Origin of the sequence: Pseudomonas sp. St316 (assembly GCF_018325905.1) — a bacterium.
In the GTDB taxonomy this organism is placed as follows: domain Bacteria; phylum Pseudomonadota; class Gammaproteobacteria; order Pseudomonadales; family Pseudomonadaceae; genus Aquipseudomonas.
In genome coordinates, this window is record NZ_AP021901.1 from 2,059,335 (window position 1) to 2,077,711 (window position 18,377).

Below are 18,377 nucleotides of genomic sequence, written 5' to 3' on the forward strand. Positions count from 1 at the left end.
ATAAAGTGGCGCACTTTTTCGAGGGGGCAGTCACTGTGTGGGAATTGGTCAAATCCGGCGGCTGGATGATGTTGCCGATCATTCTGAGTTCCATCGCGGCATTGGGTATCGTTGCCGAACGCCTGTGGACCCTGCGGGCCAGCCGCGTGACCCCGGAGCATTTGCTCGGGCAGGTCTGGGTCTGGATCAAGGACAAGCAACTGAACAAGGACAAGCTCAAGGAACTGCGGGCCAGTTCGCCGCTGGGGGAAGTCCTCGCCGCCGGCCTGGCGAACTCCAAGCATGGTCGCGAGATCATGAAGGAGTGCATCGAGGAAGCCGCCGCCCGGGTCATCCATGAACTGGAGCGCTACATCAATACCCTGGGGACCATCGCCGCCATGTCCCCGCTGCTGGGCCTGCTGGGTACCGTGCTGGGCATGATCGACATCTTCAGCGCGTTTACCGGCTCCGGCATGAGCACCAATGCCGCCGTGCTGGCGGGGGGCATTTCCAAGGCCCTGATCACCACCGCCGCCGGCCTGATGGTGGGTATTCCATCCGTGTTCTTCCACCGCTTCCTGCAACGGCGCGTCGACGAGTTGGTGGTCGGCATGGAGCAAGAAGCGATCAAGCTGGTCGAGGTGGTGCAAGGTGACCGCGATGTGGACCTGGCTGGGGGCAAGAAGTGAAATTCCGCCGCAAGCCACGGGAAAACATCGAGATCAACCTCGCGTCGCTGATCGACGTGGTGTTCATCCTGCTGCTGTTTTTCGTCGTGACCACCACGTTCACCCGGGAAACCCAGCTCAAAGTTGAATTGCCGGAGGCTGTCAGCGGCTCGCCGGCCGAAGACCAGCAACTGAAGAACCTGGAAATTACCATCAGCGCCGAAGGGGCGTTCTCGGTGAATAACCAATTGCTGCCCAAGAGCGACCTGGCGAGCCTGATCGAAGCCCTGCAGAAAGAGTCGGGCGGCGACACCCACCTGCCGCTGTCCATCAGCGCCGACGGCAAGACCCCCCATCAATCGGTGATCACCGCCATGGACGCGGCCGGCAAGCTCGGCTTCAGCCAGTTGCGCATGACCACGGTCGAGGCGGCGCCCGCACCCTGATGGCCATGTCCGATCGATTGCTTGCCGCGTGGTACCGGGGGCATCCGGCCCTGGCGCTGCTGCGGCCACTGGAGTGGCTGTACCGGCGGGTGGTCGTGGGCAAGCGCGAGCGCTTTCTGGCGGGCGAAGGCCCGATCTACCAGCCCCCTGTGCCGTTGCTGGTGGTCGGCAATATCACGGTCGGCGGCACCGGCAAGACGCCGTTGATCCTGTGGATGATCCAGCACTGCCAGCGCAGTGGCCTGCGCGTCGGGGTGGTCAGCCGGGGTTACGGCGCCAAGCCGCCGCACCTGCCTTGGCGGGTAACGGCCGAGCAGGGCGCCGACGTCGCGGGTGACGAGCCGCTGTTGATCGTCCAGCGCACCGGTGTGCCGTTGATGATCGACCCTGATCGCAGTCGCGCCATCCAGGCGCTGCTGGAGGCCGAATCGCTGGACCTGATCCTGTCTGACGACGGCATGCAGCATTATCGGATGGCCCGGGACCTTGAGCTGGTGCTGATCGACAACGCCCGGGGCCTGGGCAACCGGCGTTGCCTGCCCGCCGGGCCATTGCGCGAGCCGGTCGAACGCCTGCAATCGGTCGACGCCGTGCTGTACAACGGCGCCAGTGCCGACCGCGACGACGGCTTTGCCTTTCAATTGCGTCCCACCGAACTGGTGAACCTGGCCAGTGGCGAACGCCGTCCTCTCGACCATTTTCCATCCGGCCAGGCCCTGCATGCCGTGGCCGGCATCGGCAACCCCCAGCGTTTCTTCAAGACCCTCGAAACGCTACACTGGCGGCCAATACCGCATGGGTTTGCCGACCATGCCGAATACAACGCCCAGGCCTTGAGTTTCACGCCATCGCTGCCGGTGGTCATGACGGAAAAGGACGCAGTCAAATGCCGTGCCTTCGCCGCACCTGACTGGTGGTACCTGGCGGTTGACGCCGCACCGTCGCCGGCCTTCGCGACCTGGTTCGATACGCAGTTGATGCGCCTGTTGCCGGATCGGCTTTTGCCTTAAAACCTTTTATCCAGGGGAATTCCATGGACACCAAACTGCTCGACATTCTGGCCTGCCCGGTCTGCAAAGGCCCGCTCAAGCTCAGCGCCGACAAGACCGAACTGATCAGCAAGGGTGCCGGCCTGGCCTACCCGATTCGCGACGGCATCCCGGTGATGCTCGAAAGCGAAGCCCGCACCCTGACCACCGACGAGCGCCTGGATAAATGACCGCAGCCTTTACCGTTGTCATCCCGTCGCGCTTCGCCTCGACGCGCCTGCCCGGCAAACCGTTGCTGTCGATTGCCGGCAAGCCGATGATCCAGCACGTGTGGGAACAGGCCTGCAAAAGCAGCGCCCAGCGCGTGGTGGTGGCGACCGACGATGCGCGCATCGTCGAGGCCTGCAAAGGTTTTGGCGCCGAGGTCGTGCTGACGCGTGAAGACCATAATTCCGGCACCGATCGCCTGGCGGAAGTCGCGGCAAAACTCGGTCTTGGCGCTGACGCAATCGTCGTCAATGTGCAAGGTGACGAGCCGTTGATCCCGCCGAGCGTGATCGATCAGGTCGCCGCCAACCTCGCGGCCCACACCGAGGCGCGCATGGCCACCCTGGCCGAGCCGATCGAGGATGTGCAGACGCTGTTCAACCCCAACGTGGTCAAGGTGGTCAGCGACCTCAATGGCCTGGCGTTGACCTTCAGCCGCGCGCCGTTGCCCTGGGCGCGGGACGCATTCGCCCAAAGCCGTGACGTGATGCCGGAAGGCGTGCCGTACCGCCGTCACATCGGCATCTATGCTTACCGCGCTGGCTTTCTCCAGGACTTCGTCGCCTGGGGGCCGTGCTGGCTGGAAAACACTGAGTCCCTGGAACAGTTGCGTGCCCTGTGGCATGGCGTGCGGATCCATGTCGCCGATGCGCTGATCGCCCCGCCGACGGGTGTCGACACCGCCGAAGACCTCGAGCGCGTTCGTCGCCTGCTGGAGGCTTGATGCGGGTCCTGTTCGTCTGCCTCGGCAATATCTGCCGCTCGCCCACCGCCGAAGGCATCCTGCGCCACAAGTTGCGTGAGGCCGGGCTGGCCGGGCAGGTGGAAGTCGCTTCCGCCGGCACCGGTGACTGGCATGTCGGCAAAGCGCCGGACAAGCGCAGCCAGGCGGCGGCCCTGAGGCGTGGCTACGACTTGTCGGCCCAACGCGCGCAACAGGTGACCCGCGCTGATTTCGCCGCCTATGACCTGATCCTGGCGATGGACAGCAGCAACCTGCGCAACCTCAGGGCCCTGCAACCGGCCAATGGCAGGGCCGAGCTGGATCTGTTCCTGCGGCGCTACGAAGCTGAACTCGACGATGTGCCGGATCCGTACTACGACGGCGAACAAGGCTTCGAGCAAGTGCTGGACCTGATCGAGCGCGCGACCGATCGCCTGGTGATCGAATTGAAGGGGCGGTTATGACCTTGCAGGTGCGGGCGGGCGTCAGCCTCAAGCCCTTCAACAGTTTCGGGGTTGACGTCACCGCCCGGCTGTTCGCCGAAGCCCACAGCGATGGCGATGTTCGCCAGGCGTTGGCGTATGCCAGCGAGCATGCCGTGCCGCTGCTGGTGATCGGCGGCGGTAGCAACCTGCTGCTGACCGGTGACATCGACGCCTTGGTGTTGCGCATGGCCAGCCGGGGGATTCGTTTGCTCAGCGATGACGGCGAACGTGTGATAGTCGAGGCCGAAGCAGGTGAGCCCTGGCATCCGTTCGTCCAGCACACGCTGGCGCAGGGTTGGGCGGGATTGGAAAACCTCAGCCTGATTCCCGGTACGGTGGGGGCGGCGCCGATGCAAAACATTGGCGCCTACGGCGTAGAGATCAAGGACGTCTTCGCCGGCCTCACCGCGCTGGATCGCCAGACCGGTGAACTGCGCGAGTTCACCCTGGAAGAGTGCCGTTTCGCCTACCGCGACAGCCTGTTCAAGCAGCAGGTGGGGCGCTGGTTGATCCTGCGGGTGCGTTTTGCCCTCAGCCGCGCCGCGCACTTGCATCTGGAATACGGCCCGGTGCGTCAGCGATTAACTGAGCAGGGCATCGAGCAGGCAACCCCCTCCGATGTGAGCCGGGCCATTTGCAGCATTCGCAGTGAAAAACTTCCGGACCCGACCGTACTGGGTAACGCTGGCAGTTTCTTCAAGAACCCGCTGGTGCCGGCCACGCACGTGGCTCACCTGAAGGTGAAATACCCGGACCTGGTGGCTTATCCACAACCTGAAGGGCAGATGAAAATCGCCGCTGGCTGGTTGATCGAGCACGCCGGCTGGAAGGGCTTTCGCGAAGGTGATGCCGGGGTGCATAAGTTGCAGGCGTTGGTGCTGGTCAACTACGGCAATGCTACGGGCCCGCAACTGCTGGACCTGGCGCTGCGCATCCAGAAGGACATTGCCGAACGTTTCCAGGTCGAACTGGAAATGGAACCCAATCGGTACTGAGTCACTCTCACGCAAGCGCCTGAAAAACGCCCTGCACACCCCGCACACAAGCATTTGTGCAGGATTGTGCAGGGCGTTTTGCGTGATCCTGGGTTAATTTAGCGTCCTAACGATGCGACCATTGCATCCTAAAGGCCCGATGCAGACGCCTGCGTGCGCATGCATAAGAGAGCCCGATCAGCCTGAGCCAGTCTGCGACAACCGAACCGTTACCCTAGCGGCAGATTGCTCGACCCCATCATTCGATAACTGTGCGGGCGTGCCCATGATTACCCTGAAACTCAATGGAAAAGACCATCAACTGGATGTGACCGAGGACATGCCGCTGCTGTGGGCTATTCGGGATGTGGCCGGTTACAACGGCACCAAATTCGGTTGCGGCATGGGCCTGTGTGGCGCCTGCACCATCCACATCGACGGCGCCCCGGCGCGCAGCTGCATCACGCCCATCGGCTCGGTGAAAGGGCAGGACGTCAGCACCATCGACGGGCTTCACGCCGACCCGGTCGGGCAAATCGTCCAGAAGGCTTGGCTGGAGACCGCCGTGGCCCAGTGCGGTTACTGCCAGGGTGGGCAGATCATGTCCGCCACCGCGTTGCTCAAGACCAATCCCAACCCGAGCGATGAGCAGATCGAAGAAGCCATGGTCGGCAACATCTGCCGCTGTGGTACCTACAACCGGATCAAGACCGCGATCCGCCAGGCTTCCACTCACCTGAAGGAGGCCAAGGCATGAGCCGCTTGCCCGATGATTTCGTGCTGAGCAACCTCAGCCGCCGTGGTTTCCTCAAGGGCGCGAGCGCCACCGGTGTGCTGGTGCTGGCGGCCACGTGGGGCTTGCCGGAGGCCTTTGCCGAGGAGAAGAAATTCGGCGCCGAGGGCATGCCCCATGGCGCGGTCGATGACCCGAAGGTGTACGTCAGCATTGCCGCCGATGGCAGTGTGACCGTGATCTGTAACCGTTCGGAAATGGGCCAGGGTGTGCGCACCAGCCTGAGCATGGTCGTGGCTGATGAGCTGGACGCGGACTGGGCGCGCGTCAAGGTACAGCAGGCGCCGGCCGATGAGGCGCGTTTCGGCAACCAGGACACCGATGGCTCGCGCAGCATGCGTCACTGGTACGAGCCGATGCGCCGTTGCGGTGCCGCCGCCCGGACGATGCTGGAGCTGGCCGCTGCCGCACAGTGGAAGGTGCCGGTGGGTGAGTGCCATGCGCAACTGCACAAAGTGCTGCATCAGCCTTCGGGGCGTGAACTGGGTTATGGCGAATTGGCCGCCGCCGCCAGTGCCTTGCCAGTGCCGGCCCGTGAAAGCTTGCGTCTCAAGCAGCCATCGGAGTTTCGTTATATCGGCAAGGACGCGAGCCGGGCCATCGATGGCGCGGACATCGTCAACGGTCGTGCCGTATTTGGTGCCGATGTGCATTTGGACGGCATGCTCTACGCCGTCATCGCGCGTCCGCCGGTCTATGGTGGCAAGGTCAAGAGCGTGGACAGCAGCGCGGCGCTGAAAGTACCGGGCGTGCTCAAGGTGGTGCAGATCGAAGGGCGCCCGCTACCCTCGGAGTTCCAGCCGTTGGGCGGCGTGGCGGTGGTGGCGAAGAACACCTGGGCGGCGATCAAGGGCCGCGAAGCGCTGAAAATCCAGTGGGACGACGGCCCGAATGCCGGTTATGACTCCATTGCCTATCGCAAGGAGCTGGAAGCGGCGGCCCTCAAGCCCGGAAAAGTCGTGCGCAGCAGTGGCGACCTCGACGACGCGCTGGCCAAGGCCGACTCGACCCTGGAAGCAGCGTATTACTTGCCTCACCTGTCCCAATCACCGATGGAGCCGATGGTTGCCGTTGCCCGGTTCAAGGACGGCCAATGCGAGGCCTGGGCACCGAGCCAGGCACCGCAGGTGACCCGCGAACGTGTCGCTGAGCGCCTGGGCATCCCTTTTGAGAAGGTCACGGTGAACATCACGTTGCTGGGCGGCGGTTTCGGACGCAAGTCCAAACCCGACTTTGTCGTCGAGGCAGCGGTGCTGGCCAAAGAATTTCCCGGTCAGGCAGTACGGGTGCAATGGACCCGCGAGGACGACATCCATCACTCGTATTTCCACACGGTATCGGCCGAATACCTCAAGGCCGGCCTGAATCAGGACGGTATGCCGTCCGGCTGGCTGCATCGCACCGTGGCTCCGAGCATCACCGCACTGTTTGCGCCGGGCATGACCCACGAGGCGCCGTTCGAAATAGGCATGGGCGTGACCAACATGGCCTACGCCATTCCCAACCTGCGCCTGGAAAATCCTGAAGCGGTGGCCCACACCCGGGTTGGCTGGTATCGCTCGGTGTCGAACATTCCCCACGGATTTGCGATCCAGAGTTTCATCGACGAATTGGCCCACAAGGCCGGTCAGGATCCACTGAAGTACCAGGTCAAACTGCTCGGGCCGGACCGTAAGATCGATCCACGTACGTTGAGCGAAGAATGGAACTATGGCGAGTCCCCCGAGCGTTATCCGATAGATACGGCGCGGATCCGCACGGTGCTGGAAACCGCCGCGAAGGCCGCCGGTTGGGGCCGGGAACTGCCCAAGGGCCGTGGCCTTGGGCTGGCGGTGCACTACAGCTTCGTCACTTACGTGGCGGCGGTGATCGAGGTGGAGGTCAAGGACGATGGCACGGTGATCGTGCACAAGGCGGACATCGCCGTGGATTGCGGTCCGCAGATCAACCCTGAACGCATCCGCTCACAGTTCGAAGGCGCCTGCGTCATGGGCCTGGGCAATGCCATGGTAGGCGAAATCAGCTTCAAGGACGGCAAGGTGCAGCAGGACAATTTCCATATGTACGAAGTGGCGCGCATGTCCCTGGCGCCCAAGGAAGTGGCGGTGCATCTGGTCACGCCGCCGGGTGAGGTGCCGTTGGGCGGTGTTGGCGAGCCGGGCGTGCCGCCGATTGCGCCAGCGCTGTGCAACGCGATTTTCGCTGCCACCGGCAAGCGTATTCGTAGCCTGCCCGTGCGCTATCAGCTGCAAGGCTGGCAGCAGGCGAAGGCCTGATGGACAGCGTTGATCTGAATGTCCTGCGCAGCGTGCTTGAGTGGCGCCGCGCCGGGCAGCGGGTGGTGTTGTTCACTGTGGTCCAGACCTGGGGCACCGCGCCAAGGCCGCCGGGGGCGATGCTGGCCCTGCGCGAAGATGGCGTGGTGATTGGTTCGGTGTCGGGCGGTTGTGTCGAGGATGATCTGATCGCCCGGCTGCACGACGGTCGCATTCCGGCGGACGGTCCGCCGGTGCAACTGATCACCTATGGCGTCACCCGCGAAGAAGCGGCGCGTTTCGGCCTGCCGTGTGGCGGCACCCTGCGCCTGACCGAAGAGCGGGTGGGCGACCCACACTGGGTCGCGCAATTGCTGGAACGCTGCGAGGCCCATGAAATCGTCGCCCGTGAGCTGGCAGTCGCCAGTGGCAACGTGATCCTGACCCCGGCCAGCAAGACCGACGTCCTGGTATTCGATGGGCAGGTCCTGCGGGCCATATACGGTCCACGTTGGCGGCTGCTGCTGATCGGCGCGGGGCAACTGTCGCGCTACGTGGCGCAAATGGCCCGACTGCTGGACTTCGAAGTGCTGATTTGCGATCCGCGCAAGGAGTTTGTCTATGGTTGGGAAGAGCAGCACGGCCGCTTCGTCTCGGGGATGCCCGATGAAGCGGTGTTGAGCATCCAGACCGACGAGCGCACCGCCATTGTGGCCTTGACCCATGACCCACGCCTGGACGACATGGCGTTGCTCACGGCCCTGGACTCCAAGGCTTTTTATGTCGGCGCGCTGGGCTCGCGGGTCAACAGCCAGAAGCGCCGGGATAATCTGGCTCAGCTAGGCTTGTCAGCAGAGGCCATTGAACGCTTGCATGGACCCATCGGCTTGCACATCGGCAGTCACACCCCGGCGGAAATCGCCTTGTCGCTGCTGGCCGAAATCGTGGCCATCAAGAATGGCGTAGAACTACGGCAGAAAAAGTCGCTGTAAGCCGTGGGTGAGGAGGGCGTATGAGCGAGTCGATTGGCGTGATCATTCTGGCGGCCGGATCGGGCAGCCGTTTTCGCCGCATTGCAGGCCCGGACAAGGATAAATTGCTGGCTGACTGCACCGGGCGTGACGGTGCCGTGCGGTCGGTGATCGAGCAGGTTCTGGTGAACCTGCCTGCCTCCCTGGAAAAACGCCTGCTGGTGACGAGCAAGGAGCGGCCGCAAGCCATTCGCATGGCCCAGGCCTATGGTTGCGATTTCGTGGAGCTGGACTCCCCCGGCCTGGGCGACAGCATTGCCGCCGGTGTCCGGGCCTGTCCGGAGCTTGATGGCTGGCTGATGGTCCTGGGTGACATGCCCTTCATCTTGCCGTCGAGCATCGAACAGGTGGTGGCGGGGATCCGCGCGGACGGCATCAGTGTGCCGGTGCTTGCAGGTGAGTACGGGCACCCGGTGGGATTCGGCCGCGGGTTTGGGCCGAAACTGATGGCATTGACCGGCGAACGGGGGGCTAAGGCATTGTTTGCCGGGGCGCAAGTGGTCGAAGTGCCGGTGGATGACCCCGGCGTGACGTGGGATGTCGATGTGCCAGAGGCACTGGCCTTCAAATAACAGGCGACGCAGAATCCAGTGGGAGCGAGCTTGCTCGCGATAGCGGTCTGGCATTCAGCCTTGATGCAAGCTGACCCGACGCCATCGCGAGCAAGCTCGGCTCCCACATTGGATTTTCAGGTGGGCATGAGTCTTGTGTCTGGTCCCAGACCCTCTGTGGGCACAAGTCTTGTGCCTGGCCCCACCCCCCTGTGGGAGCGAGCTTGCTCGCGATAGCGGTCTGGCATTCAGCCTTGATGCAAGCTGACCCGACGCCATCGCGAGCAAGCTCGGCTCCCACATTGGATTTTCAGGTGGGCATGAGTCTTGTGTCTGGTCCCAGACCCTCTGTGGGCACAAGTCTTGTGCCTGGCCCCACCCCCCTGTGGGAGCGAGCTTGCTCGCGATAGCGGTCTGGCATTCAGTATTGATGCAAGCTGATCCGACGCCATCGCGAGCAAGCTCGGCTCCCACATTGGATTTTCAGGTGGGCATGAGTCTTGTGTCTGGTCCCAGACCCTCTGTGGCACAAGTCTTGTGCCTGGCCCCAGCCCCCTGTGGGAGCGAGCTTGCTCGCGAAAGCGGTCTGGCATTCAGTATTGATGCAAGCTGACCCGACGCCATCGCGAGCAAGCTCGGCTCCCACATTGGATTTTCAGGTGGGCATGAGTCTTGTGTCTGGTCCCAGACCCTCTGTGGGCACAAGTCTTGTGCCTGGCCCCACCCCCCTGTGGGAGCGAGCTTGCTCGCGATAGCGGTCTGGCATTCAGTATTGATGCAAGCTGATCCGACGCCATCGCGAGCAAGCTCGGCTCCCACATTGGATTTTCAGGTGGGCATGAGTCTTGTGTCTGGTCCCAGACGCTCTGTGGGCACAAGTCTTGTGCCTGGCCCCACCCCCCTGTGGGAGCGAGCTTGCTCGCGATAGCGGTCTGGCATTCAGTATTGATGCAAGCTGATCCGACGCCATCGCGAGCAAGCTCGGCTCTCACATTGGATTTTCAGGTGGGCATGAGTCTTGTGTCTGGTCCCAGACCCTCTGTGGGCACAAGTCTTGTGCCTGGCCCCACCCCCCTGTGGGAGCGAGCTTGCTCGCGAAAGCGGTCTGGCATTCAGTATTGATGCAAGCTGATCCGACGCCATCGCGAGCAAGCTCGGCTCTCACATTGGATTTTCAGGTGGGCATGAGTCTTGTGTCTGGCCCGGCCCCCTGTGGGTATAAGTCTTCATGGTTCCAGACCCACAGTGGATAAGTTTGAAGGCATAAAAAAGCCCCGCCTGGCATGACCAGGCGGGGCTTTTTACTGGGCGGTGGGATCAGGCGTGAGGTTTAGGCTCGTGCTCTTTTTCCAGGGCTTCAGTATGACGCGGCACGACTTCTTCAGCGGTGTGCTGAGGTTCGTCGAATGTCGGAGCCGATTCAGTCGGGGTCTCGGCGACCGGAGCAGGGGCTGCCTCGGCGACTTCTTCCACGGCTGGAGCTGGCTCGGCAGCAGGCGCTTGAGCGGCGGCAGCGGCAGCTTGTTCGGCTTCCTTCTGCAGACGCTCGGCTTCACGCTTGCGACGACGCACTTCACGCGGATCGTTCGGCGCGCGGCCATTCGCGGTCAGGGCGCTGGCAGGTGCTGGCTCTTCAACCGGGGCAGGTGCTTCGACAACCACGGGTGCTTCGACCACTGGAGCAGGCTCGACCACTTCTGGCTCGACTGCTTTCACAGGCTCTGGTGTCGGTTCTGGCTCGACAACAGGTGCCGGTGCCGCTGGCTCGGCGGTCCAGTTGAACGCAGTCTGCTCCTCGCGGGCAGGCTCTGGTGCCTTTTCCTCGGCCGGTGTTTCGAAGGCCGGCTCAGCGGCTACCACTGGCTGCTCGACGACCGGTGCAGGCTCGGCGACCACTTCAGTTTCAGCAACCTGGGCTTCATGGGCCGGGGCGACTTCCACTTCTGGCGAAGCAGTGGCTTCTACCGGGGTAGTGGCTTCTACCACCGGAGCTTCGGCAACTGGCGCGCTTTCCACCGCAGCGGTAGCGCGTTCGGCTTGTTCGTGAGCCTGGGCTTCGGCCGGGGCGCTGATTGCGCTGCTGGCAACGGCCGCGGTCACGGCCAGGCCGGCAGCCAGGTCGGCAGCGCTTGGCGCTTCAGTGTTCTCGGTGGACTCGGACTCTTCCGAGCCTTCGATCACGTTGCCGTTAGCGTCGCGCTGACGCTCACGACGGTTGCTGCGACGACGCTGGCCACGGGAGCGGCGACGTGGACGATCGCCTTCGGCGGTGTCCTGGCCGTCTTCCTGCAACTGCTCTTCGGTGTTCAGCTCTTCTTCTTCGCTGGCGGCGGCGGCTGCCTGCTCGGCACGTGGCTGACGCTCTTCACGTGGAGGGCGTGGTGCGCGTTCTTCACGAGGCTGGCGGGCCGGACGCTCTTCAGCGGTGGCGGCTGCAACGGCCGGGGCGGCATCCAGTGGCTCGCGCAGTTCGCGAACACGCTCTTCACGCTCGCCACGTGGCTTGCGATCTTCACGCGGTGCGCGCGGCTGGCGTTCTTCACGCGGCGGACGCGGTGCACGCTCTTCGCGGGCTACGGCTGGCGCTTCCTCACGGGCTTCGCGCGGCTGACGCTCTTCACGCGGCTCGCGTGGCGCACGTTCTTCACGCGGTGCACGCTCTTCGCGAGGTTTGCGTTCTTCGTCACGACGACCGTTGCGGTTGCGGGTCTGCTGGCGACCGTTACGGCGTTCCTCGTTGCGGGCAGGACGCTCGGTCGCGGCGGGCTTGGCGACGACGGCTGGGGCAGCAGGTTCTTCCTTGGTGGCGAACAGGCTGACCAGCGACTTCACCAGGCCTTTGAACAGGCTAGGTTCTGGTGCGGCGGCCGGGGCGGCAACCGGAGCGGCCACTTCGGTCGGAACCGGAGCGTTGGCGCGGGCCGGAGCGGTCTTGACCGCTGCTTCCTGGCGAACCAGGGTGCGAGTGGCGGCGGCCGGCTGGACTTCTTCCACTTCGGCAGCGGCTGCGGCGATTTCGTAGCTGGACTGGTTGGTGTGGGCTTCCGGGCTGTCATCGCGCAGGCGCTGCACTTCGAAGTGCGGCGTCTCGAGGTGATCGTTCGGCAGGATGACGATACGAGCGCGGGTGCGCAGTTCGATCTTGGTGATCGAGTTGCGTTTTTCGTTGAGCAGGAACGCGGCCACCGGGATCGGCACCTGGGCGCGAACTTCGGCGGTGCGGTCTTTCAGGGCTTCTTCTTCGATCAGGCGCAGGATCGCCAGGGACAGCGACTCGACGTCACGGATGATGCCGGTGCCGTTGCAACGCGGGCAAACGATGCCGCTGCTTTCGCCCAGGGACGGACGCAGGCGCTGACGGGACATTTCCAGCAGGCCGAAGCGCGAGATGCGGCCGACCTGTACGCGAGCGCGGTCGGCTTCCAGGCATTCACGGACCTTTTCTTCCACGGCGCGCTGGTTCTTGGCCGGGGTCATGTCGATGAAGTCGATGACGATCAGGCCGCCGATGTCGCGCAGGCGCAACTGACGGGCAATTTCTTCGGCGGCTTCAAGGTTGGTCTGCAGGGCGGTTTCTTCGATGTCGCTGCCTTTGGTGGCGCGGGCCGAGTTGATGTCGATGGACACCAGGGCTTCGGTCGGGTCGATGACGATGGAGCCGCCGGACGGCAGTTCGACGACACGCTGGAAGGCGGTCTCGATCTGGCTTTCGATCTGGAAACGGTTGAACAGCGGAACGCTGTCTTCGTAGAGCTTGATCTTGCTGGCGTACTGCGGCATCACCTGGCGAATGAAGGTCAGGGCTTCATCCTGGGCTTCGACGCTGTCGATCAGCACTTCGCCGATGTCCTGGCGCAGGTAATCGCGGATGGCGCGGATGATCACGTTGCTTTCCTGGTAGATCAGGAACGGCGCGGAGCGATCCAGCGAGGCTTCTTTGATGGCGGTCCACAGTTGCAGCAGGTAGTCGAGGTCCCACTGCATTTCTTCGCTGCTGCGGCCAAGGCCAGCAGTGCGAACGATCAGGCCCATGTCAGCCGGGGCAACCAGGCCGTTCAGGGCTTCACGCAGTTCGTTACGCTCTTCGCCTTCGATGCGGCGGGAGATGCCACCGGCGCGAGGGTTGTTCGGCATCAGGACCAGGTAACGGCCGGCCAGGCTGATGAAGGTGGTCAGGGCGGCGCCCTTGTTGCCACGTTCTTCTTTTTCGACCTGAACGATGACTTCCTGGCCTTCGCTCAGGACGTCCTTGATATTGACGCGGCCTTCAGGGGCCTTCTTGAAATATTCGCGGGAGATTTCTTTGAGGGGCAGGAAGCCGTGGCGCTCGGAGCCGAAATCGACAAAGGCAGCCTCAAGGCTTGGTTCGATGCGAGTAATCCGGCCTTTATAGATGTTGGCCTTCTTCTGCTCGCGTGCACCGGATTCGATATCCAGGTCGTAGAGGCGCTGGCCGTCTACCAGTGCAACACGCAACTCTTCGGGTTGAGTTGCGTTAATCAGCATTCTTTTCATGTAGTACCGTCGGTTTCCGGGCTGCCGGAAACGGCGTTCGGCACACACGACTTCTCACGGTCGGTGTCAGGTGCGTCCTGGAGATGGCGGGGCCACTCCAGTGTCCAGCGAGTTCGGCCCAATGATGGCGAAGTCGCGACGGACGCGTCCTGCTTGCTGGTACTCAAGCACTCAGTCAGGAGGAGGAATCAACCGGCGTCTGTGGACGAGATGAAGCGTCTAAATATAAGCCTAGTGCTACACAGTCCGACGGTTGTACATCTCCACCCTACACGTATCCCTGATAATTCGGGTGCTGCCGCGCGCAGAATCCGCAGCGGGTTGGCATTTACCGTGAGCTCCGGAAGGGGAGGTCACGCATCATGGCTCATTTAGGCGTTGTTTCCGAAGCTCTCGCTCGGGGTCGTTCGCAGCTGACTGCACTTTGTGAACTGGCCGTGAATGTGGCGCGCAAGGCGAGTCAAAACTCTGCTTTGCGGCGTATTTCAGGCCTCATGTCACCTGCGCTCGTTACACCTGAAAACTCTACCGTTACGTAGCGAAAGCCCCGTAGGACGGCCTCTCGTCCTCGTGAATTGCGTTGGTCAGGGCCGGTTTTTGACCGCTGGTCCACTGTCCAGCCACTTTTGGCGGCGTTCGCGACTATAGCAGCAATGATTAAGTGCTTCAATTCCATAAAAAATTGTTATGATCGCCGCCATGACAACTACTGCCCCTTCGACCCCTGGCGTTCAACTGCTCGAGGTCTCGCCGGAATATGCCGGCCAACGAATCGATAATTTCCTGCTGGCCCGGCTCAAAGGCGTGCCCAAGACCTTGATCTACCGCATTTTGCGCAAAGGCGAAGTGCGGGTGAACAAAGGTCGGATCAAGCCCGAGTACAAGCTCCAGGCCGGCGATGTCGTGCGCGTGCCACCGGTTCGCGTGCCTGAACGCGATGAGCCGGTGCCCCTGGCCCAGGGGCTGCTGCAGCGCCTTGAGGCCTCGATTATCTATGAAGACAAGGCCCTGATCGTGATCAACAAGCCCGCGGGCATTGCGGTTCACGGCGGCAGCGGCCTGAATTTCGGTGTGATCGAAGCCTTTCGTCAGTTGCGTCCGGACACCAAGGAACTGGAGCTGGTTCATCGTCTCGACCGCGACACCTCCGGCCTGCTGATGATCGCCAAGAAACGCAGCATGTTGCGCCACCTGCATGAGCAATTGCGCGGTGACGGCATCGACAAACGCTACATGGCGCTGGTGCGTGGCCGCTGGGAAACCTCCATCAAGCAAGTCCGGGCGCCGTTGCTCAAGAGTAACCTGCGCTCTGGCGAGCGCATGGTCGAAGTCAACGAGGAGGGCAAGGAAGCGCTGACGGTGTTCAAGGTGCTGCGCCGTTTCGATGATTTCGCCACCCTGGTCGAGGCCAAGCCGGTGACCGGGCGTACTCACCAGATCCGTGTCCATACCCTGCATGCTGGGCATTGCATTGCCGGTGACAGCAAATACGGCGATGACGATTTCACCAAGGAAATCCGCGATCTGGGCGGCAAGCGCCTGTTTCTCCATGCTTACATGCTGACCGTACCGCTGCCCGATGGTGGCGAGCTGAAATTGCAGGCCCCGGTGGATGACATGTGGGCCAAGACCGTGGAGCGGTTGAGTGCATCCTGACTACAAGCTGCTGATCTTCGATTGGGACGGCACTCTGGCCAACTCCATCGGTCGGATCGTGGAGGCGATGCATGTCGCCTCGGACCGCATGGCGTTTGCCCGGTGCGACGACTTGGCGGTGAAAGGCATCATCGGTCTCGGATTGCCGGAAGCCATTCGCAGTTTGTATCCGGAAATTGACGACAGTGAGTTGGTGGTTTTTCGCCAGCATTACGCCGATCACTACATCGCACTGGACGCCGAGCCTTCACCGTTGTTCGATGGCGTGGCGGGTACGCTGGAGGCCCTGCGGACCGAGGGCTATCACCTGGCTGTCGCGACCGGCAAGGCTCGTCGCGGACTGGATCGAGTGCTCAAGGCTCATGGTTGGGAGGATTATTTTGATATCACCCGTGCCGCGGACGAAACCGCCAGCAAGCCGCATCCGTTGATGCTCGAGCAGATCCTGACGCACTGCAACGTGCGGCCGGAGCAGGCGCTGATGGTGGGGGATTCGTCATTCGACCTGCAGATGGCGCGCAACGCCGGCATGGGGTCGGTGGCGGTCAGCTACGGCGCTCAAACGATCGAGGCGCTACGGGCATTCGAGCCGCGACTGGCCATTGATCATTTTCCTGAGCTGCACGCCTGGCTGAGCCAGCGGGCTCTCTAAGTTTTGCTGGGGATTCACGCATGACCGATGAATGGAAAGCACCTGTCAAGGCGAGCGCCGAGGGCGCTGATGACAAAAGCTGGAAGCTGTTGGAGAAAACCCTGCTCGCCAGTGTGCAGGAGCAGCGTCGCTCCCGTCGCTGGGGCATCTTCTTCAAGTTGCTGACCTTTATTTATCTCTTTGGTGCGCTGGCGCTGTTCACGCCGCTGATGAATATGGAGAAAAGCGCTGTCGCCGGTTCGGCGTACACCGCCTTGATCAATATCGAGGGCATGATCGCCGACAAAGAACCTGCCAGCGCCGACAACATTGTCGGTAGCCTGCGGGCCGCCTTCGAGGACTCGAAGGTCAAGGGCGTGGTGCTGCGCATCAACAGTCCCGGTGGTAGCCCGGTGCAATCGGGGTACGTTTACGACGAGATCGTGCGGTTGCGCGCATTGCATCCGGATACCAAGGTGTATGCGGTCATTTCCGATCTCGGTGCTTCCGGTGCCTATTACATTGCCAGTGCGGCGGACCAGATCTATGCCGACAAGGCCAGCCTGGTGGGCTCCATTGGTGTGACAGCGGCCGGTTATGGCTTTGTCGGGACCATGGAGAAGCTGGGCGTGGAGCGTCGGGTGTATACCTCCGGCGAGCATAAATCCTTCCTTGATCCGTTCCAGCCGCAAAAGCCTGAAGAAACTGCTTTTTGGCAGGGCGTGCTCGACACTACCCACAGGCAATTCATTGCCAGCGTCAAGAAGGGCCGGGGCGAGCGCCTGAAGGACAAGGAGCATCCGGAGCTGTTCTCCGGGCTGGTCTGGTCGGGGGAGCAGGCATTGCCGCTGGGCCTGATCGACGGCTTGGGCAGTGCCAGTTCGGTGGCGCGGGATGTGATCGGTCAGAAGGACCTGGTGGACTTCACGATTGAAGAGTCGCCGTTTGATCGCTTCTCGAAAAAGCTGGGGGCAAGCATCGCCGAGCATCTGGCGATGTGGATGGGTTTCCAGGGGCCAGCGTTGCGCTAGCGCCTCGTTTCCCGCGATCTTCTGTGGTGAGGAGATTGCTGTGGGAGCAAAGCTTGCTCGCGATGAACGATAGCTCGGCTGGCCTGTATCGTCGCGGCGCCTGTATCGCGGGCAAGCCTTGCTCCCACAAAAGAATCCTCTTGCTGCACGTTGTATGGTCGATCAGGGAACCTGCACGCCCTCGGCCAGCAACATATCCACAAGGCGAATCAACGGCAGGCCGATCAAGCTGGTGGCGTCCGGCCCTTCGGTGCCCTGGAACAGGCTCACGCCAAGTCCTTCGGCCTTGAAGCTGCCGGCGCAGTCGTAAGGTTGCTCGGCCCGTAGGTAGCGTTCGACGCGCTCTGGGTCCAAGGTGCGCAGGGTGACGGCAAACGCAATGCAGTCGACCTGGCAGGCGCCGGTCTGGCTGTTGAGCAGTGCCAGGCCGGTCAGGAACGTGACCTTGGCGCCGCTGGCGGCCAGCAGTTGTTCGCGAGCGTTCTCGAAGGTGTGAGGCTTGCCCAGGATGCGTTCGCCGAGCACGGCGACCTGGTCTGAACCGATGATCAGGTGCGCCGGGTGGCTGTCGGCCAGTGCCAGGGCTTTTTCCCGGGCCAGGCGCTTGACCAGTTCTGCGGCGGGCTCGCCGGGGCGATGGCTTTCGTCGATGTCGGGTGAGCTGCAGACGAACGGCAGGCCCAGGCGGGCAAGCAATTCCCGGCGATAGACCGAGCTTGAGGCAAGTAATAAAGGCAGCATGGGCGGCTCCAGGAGGCAGGGGCGAATTCTAGCGGGGCGCGCAAGTGACGGACAGGGCTGAATTTCCTTTGACATGGCCGGGGGCATCCCTATAATGCTGCGCCTATGTTGAATGACCCGATTCCACCTCACGTTGACCCGCGCAAATTGGCTGACCGTGGCACCACCCTTCAAGGTGAACTGCTGCTGGCCGATTTGAAGAGACTCTGCGACCCGCTTTCCGACGATGTCGGTACGGTCCAGGCCAAATTCGTTTTTGAACGAGATGAACGTAAATCTGTGGTTATCCACAGCTTTATCGACACCGAAGTCAAAATGGTTTGCCAGCGTTGTCTTGAGCTGGTCACCCTGCCGATCCACAGCGAATGCAGTTACGCCGTGGTGAAGGAGGGTGCGAATACCCAGTCGTTGCCGAAAGGTTATGACGTGCTGGAACTGGGCGAAGATCCATTGGATCTGCAGTCACTGATCGAGGAGGAGCTTCTGCTCGCCTTGCCCATTGTGCCTGCTCATCATCCGGAAGAATGCCAGCAGCCGGCGGGAGCACATGAGCCCGAACCGAGCGAGGACGAGGTAACGCGGTCCAACCCGTTCAGTGTATTGGCGCAGTTAAAGCGTGACCCAAACGTTTAGGAGTT

General features: G+C 62.4%; 17 protein-coding genes. 15 read left to right on the forward strand and 2 right to left on the reverse strand.

The window, feature by feature from the left end:
- The first annotated feature begins 35 nt into the window (after window positions 1-35).
- The 11 genes from pocA to KI237_RS09365 all read left to right on the forward strand — a co-directional run bounded on the left by pocA (window position 36) and on the right by KI237_RS09365 (window position 9,186).
- On the forward strand, window positions 36-671 hold the full coding sequence (gene pocA / locus KI237_RS09315) for a flagellar polar localization protein PocA (RefSeq protein WP_212799567.1): 636 nt from the start codon (window positions 36-38) through the stop codon (window positions 669-671).
- Window positions 668-1,096 carry a flagellar polar localization protein PocB gene (pocB, locus tag KI237_RS09320; protein ID WP_212799568.1) on the forward strand — a complete coding sequence of 143 codons (429 nt, stop codon included), beginning with the start codon at window positions 668-670 and terminating at the stop codon, window positions 1,094-1,096. The genes pocA and pocB overlap by 4 nt, the downstream gene beginning before the upstream one ends.
- Window positions 1,096-2,106, forward strand: coding sequence for a tetraacyldisaccharide 4'-kinase (lpxK, locus tag KI237_RS09325; RefSeq protein ID WP_212799569.1), 1,011 nt, complete (start codon window positions 1,096-1,098; stop codon window positions 2,104-2,106). Before pocB ends, lpxK begins: the two co-directional genes overlap by 1 nt.
- A gap of 23 nt (window positions 2,107-2,129) precedes the next feature.
- The gene (locus KI237_RS09330) at window positions 2,130-2,315 is read left to right on the forward strand and encodes a Trm112 family protein (RefSeq protein WP_003179363.1); all 186 of its coding nucleotides are present in this window, start codon (window positions 2,130-2,132) and stop codon (window positions 2,313-2,315) included.
- A complete protein-coding gene (gene kdsB, locus KI237_RS09335; protein WP_212799570.1) occupies window positions 2,312-3,076 on the forward strand; it encodes a 3-deoxy-manno-octulosonate cytidylyltransferase in 765 nt (254 codons plus the stop codon). Before KI237_RS09330 ends, kdsB begins: the two co-directional genes overlap by 4 nt.
- A complete protein-coding gene (locus KI237_RS09340) occupies window positions 3,076-3,540 on the forward strand; it encodes a low molecular weight protein-tyrosine-phosphatase (RefSeq protein WP_212799571.1) in 465 nt (154 codons plus the stop codon). Before kdsB ends, KI237_RS09340 begins: the two co-directional genes overlap by 1 nt.
- Window positions 3,537-4,556: a UDP-N-acetylmuramate dehydrogenase gene (gene murB, locus KI237_RS09345; protein ID WP_212799572.1), complete on the forward strand. Its 1,020-nt coding sequence runs from the start codon at window positions 3,537-3,539 to the stop codon at window positions 4,554-4,556. The genes KI237_RS09340 and murB overlap by 4 nt, the downstream gene beginning before the upstream one ends.
- A 265-nt stretch (window positions 4,557-4,821) precedes the next feature.
- Window positions 4,822-5,292 carry a (2Fe-2S)-binding protein gene (locus tag KI237_RS09350; RefSeq protein ID WP_212799573.1) on the forward strand — a complete coding sequence of 157 codons (471 nt, stop codon included), beginning with the start codon at window positions 4,822-4,824 and terminating at the stop codon, window positions 5,290-5,292.
- Window positions 5,289-7,604, forward strand: coding sequence for a xanthine dehydrogenase family protein molybdopterin-binding subunit (locus tag KI237_RS09355; RefSeq protein WP_212799574.1), 2,316 nt, complete (start codon window positions 5,289-5,291; stop codon window positions 7,602-7,604). The genes KI237_RS09350 and KI237_RS09355 overlap by 4 nt, the downstream gene beginning before the upstream one ends.
- On the forward strand, window positions 7,604-8,575 hold the full coding sequence (locus KI237_RS09360) for an XdhC family protein (protein WP_212799575.1): 972 nt from the start codon (window positions 7,604-7,606) through the stop codon (window positions 8,573-8,575). Before KI237_RS09355 ends, KI237_RS09360 begins: the two co-directional genes overlap by 1 nt.
- A 20-nt stretch (window positions 8,576-8,595) precedes the next feature.
- A complete protein-coding gene (locus tag KI237_RS09365; protein WP_212799576.1) occupies window positions 8,596-9,186 on the forward strand; it encodes a nucleotidyltransferase family protein in 591 nt (196 codons plus the stop codon).
- Window positions 9,187-10,482: 1,296 nt separating this feature from the next.
- On the opposite strand, the gene rne is transcribed toward KI237_RS09365, so the two are convergent.
- Window positions 10,483-13,680, reverse strand: a complete 3,198-nt coding sequence (gene rne / locus KI237_RS09370; protein WP_212799577.1) for a ribonuclease E — start codon at window positions 13,678-13,680, stop codon at window positions 10,483-10,485.
- 699 nt (window positions 13,681-14,379) lie between these two features.
- Here rne and rluC point away from each other — a divergent pair.
- From rluC to KI237_RS09385, 3 genes are read left to right on the forward strand one after another with little or no spacing between them, the layout of a single operon-like run.
- Window positions 14,380-15,336 (forward strand): 23S rRNA pseudouridine(955/2504/2580) synthase RluC, encoded by a 957-nt coding sequence (rluC, locus tag KI237_RS09375; RefSeq protein WP_212799578.1) that lies wholly within the window; start codon window positions 14,380-14,382, stop codon window positions 15,334-15,336.
- Complete coding sequence (locus tag KI237_RS09380; RefSeq protein WP_212799579.1) at window positions 15,326-15,988, forward strand: HAD-IA family hydrolase; 663 nt, start codon at window positions 15,326-15,328, stop codon at window positions 15,986-15,988. The genes rluC and KI237_RS09380 overlap by 11 nt, the downstream gene beginning before the upstream one ends.
- A 20-nt stretch (window positions 15,989-16,008) precedes the next feature.
- Window positions 16,009-16,998 (forward strand): S49 family peptidase, encoded by a 990-nt coding sequence (locus KI237_RS09385; RefSeq protein ID WP_212799580.1) that lies wholly within the window; start codon window positions 16,009-16,011, stop codon window positions 16,996-16,998.
- Between the two features lie 162 nt (window positions 16,999-17,160).
- On the opposite strand, the gene KI237_RS09390 is transcribed toward KI237_RS09385, so the two are convergent.
- Entirely contained in the window at window positions 17,161-17,739 is a 579-nt protein-coding gene (locus KI237_RS09390; protein WP_212799581.1) for a Maf family protein, read from the reverse strand.
- Window positions 17,740-17,844: 105 nt separating this feature from the next.
- Between KI237_RS09390 and KI237_RS09395 the strand changes: the two genes are divergently transcribed.
- Window positions 17,845-18,372 (forward strand): YceD family protein, encoded by a 528-nt coding sequence (locus tag KI237_RS09395; RefSeq protein ID WP_212799582.1) that lies wholly within the window; start codon window positions 17,845-17,847, stop codon window positions 18,370-18,372.
- Window positions 18,373-18,377 lie beyond the last annotated feature (5 nt).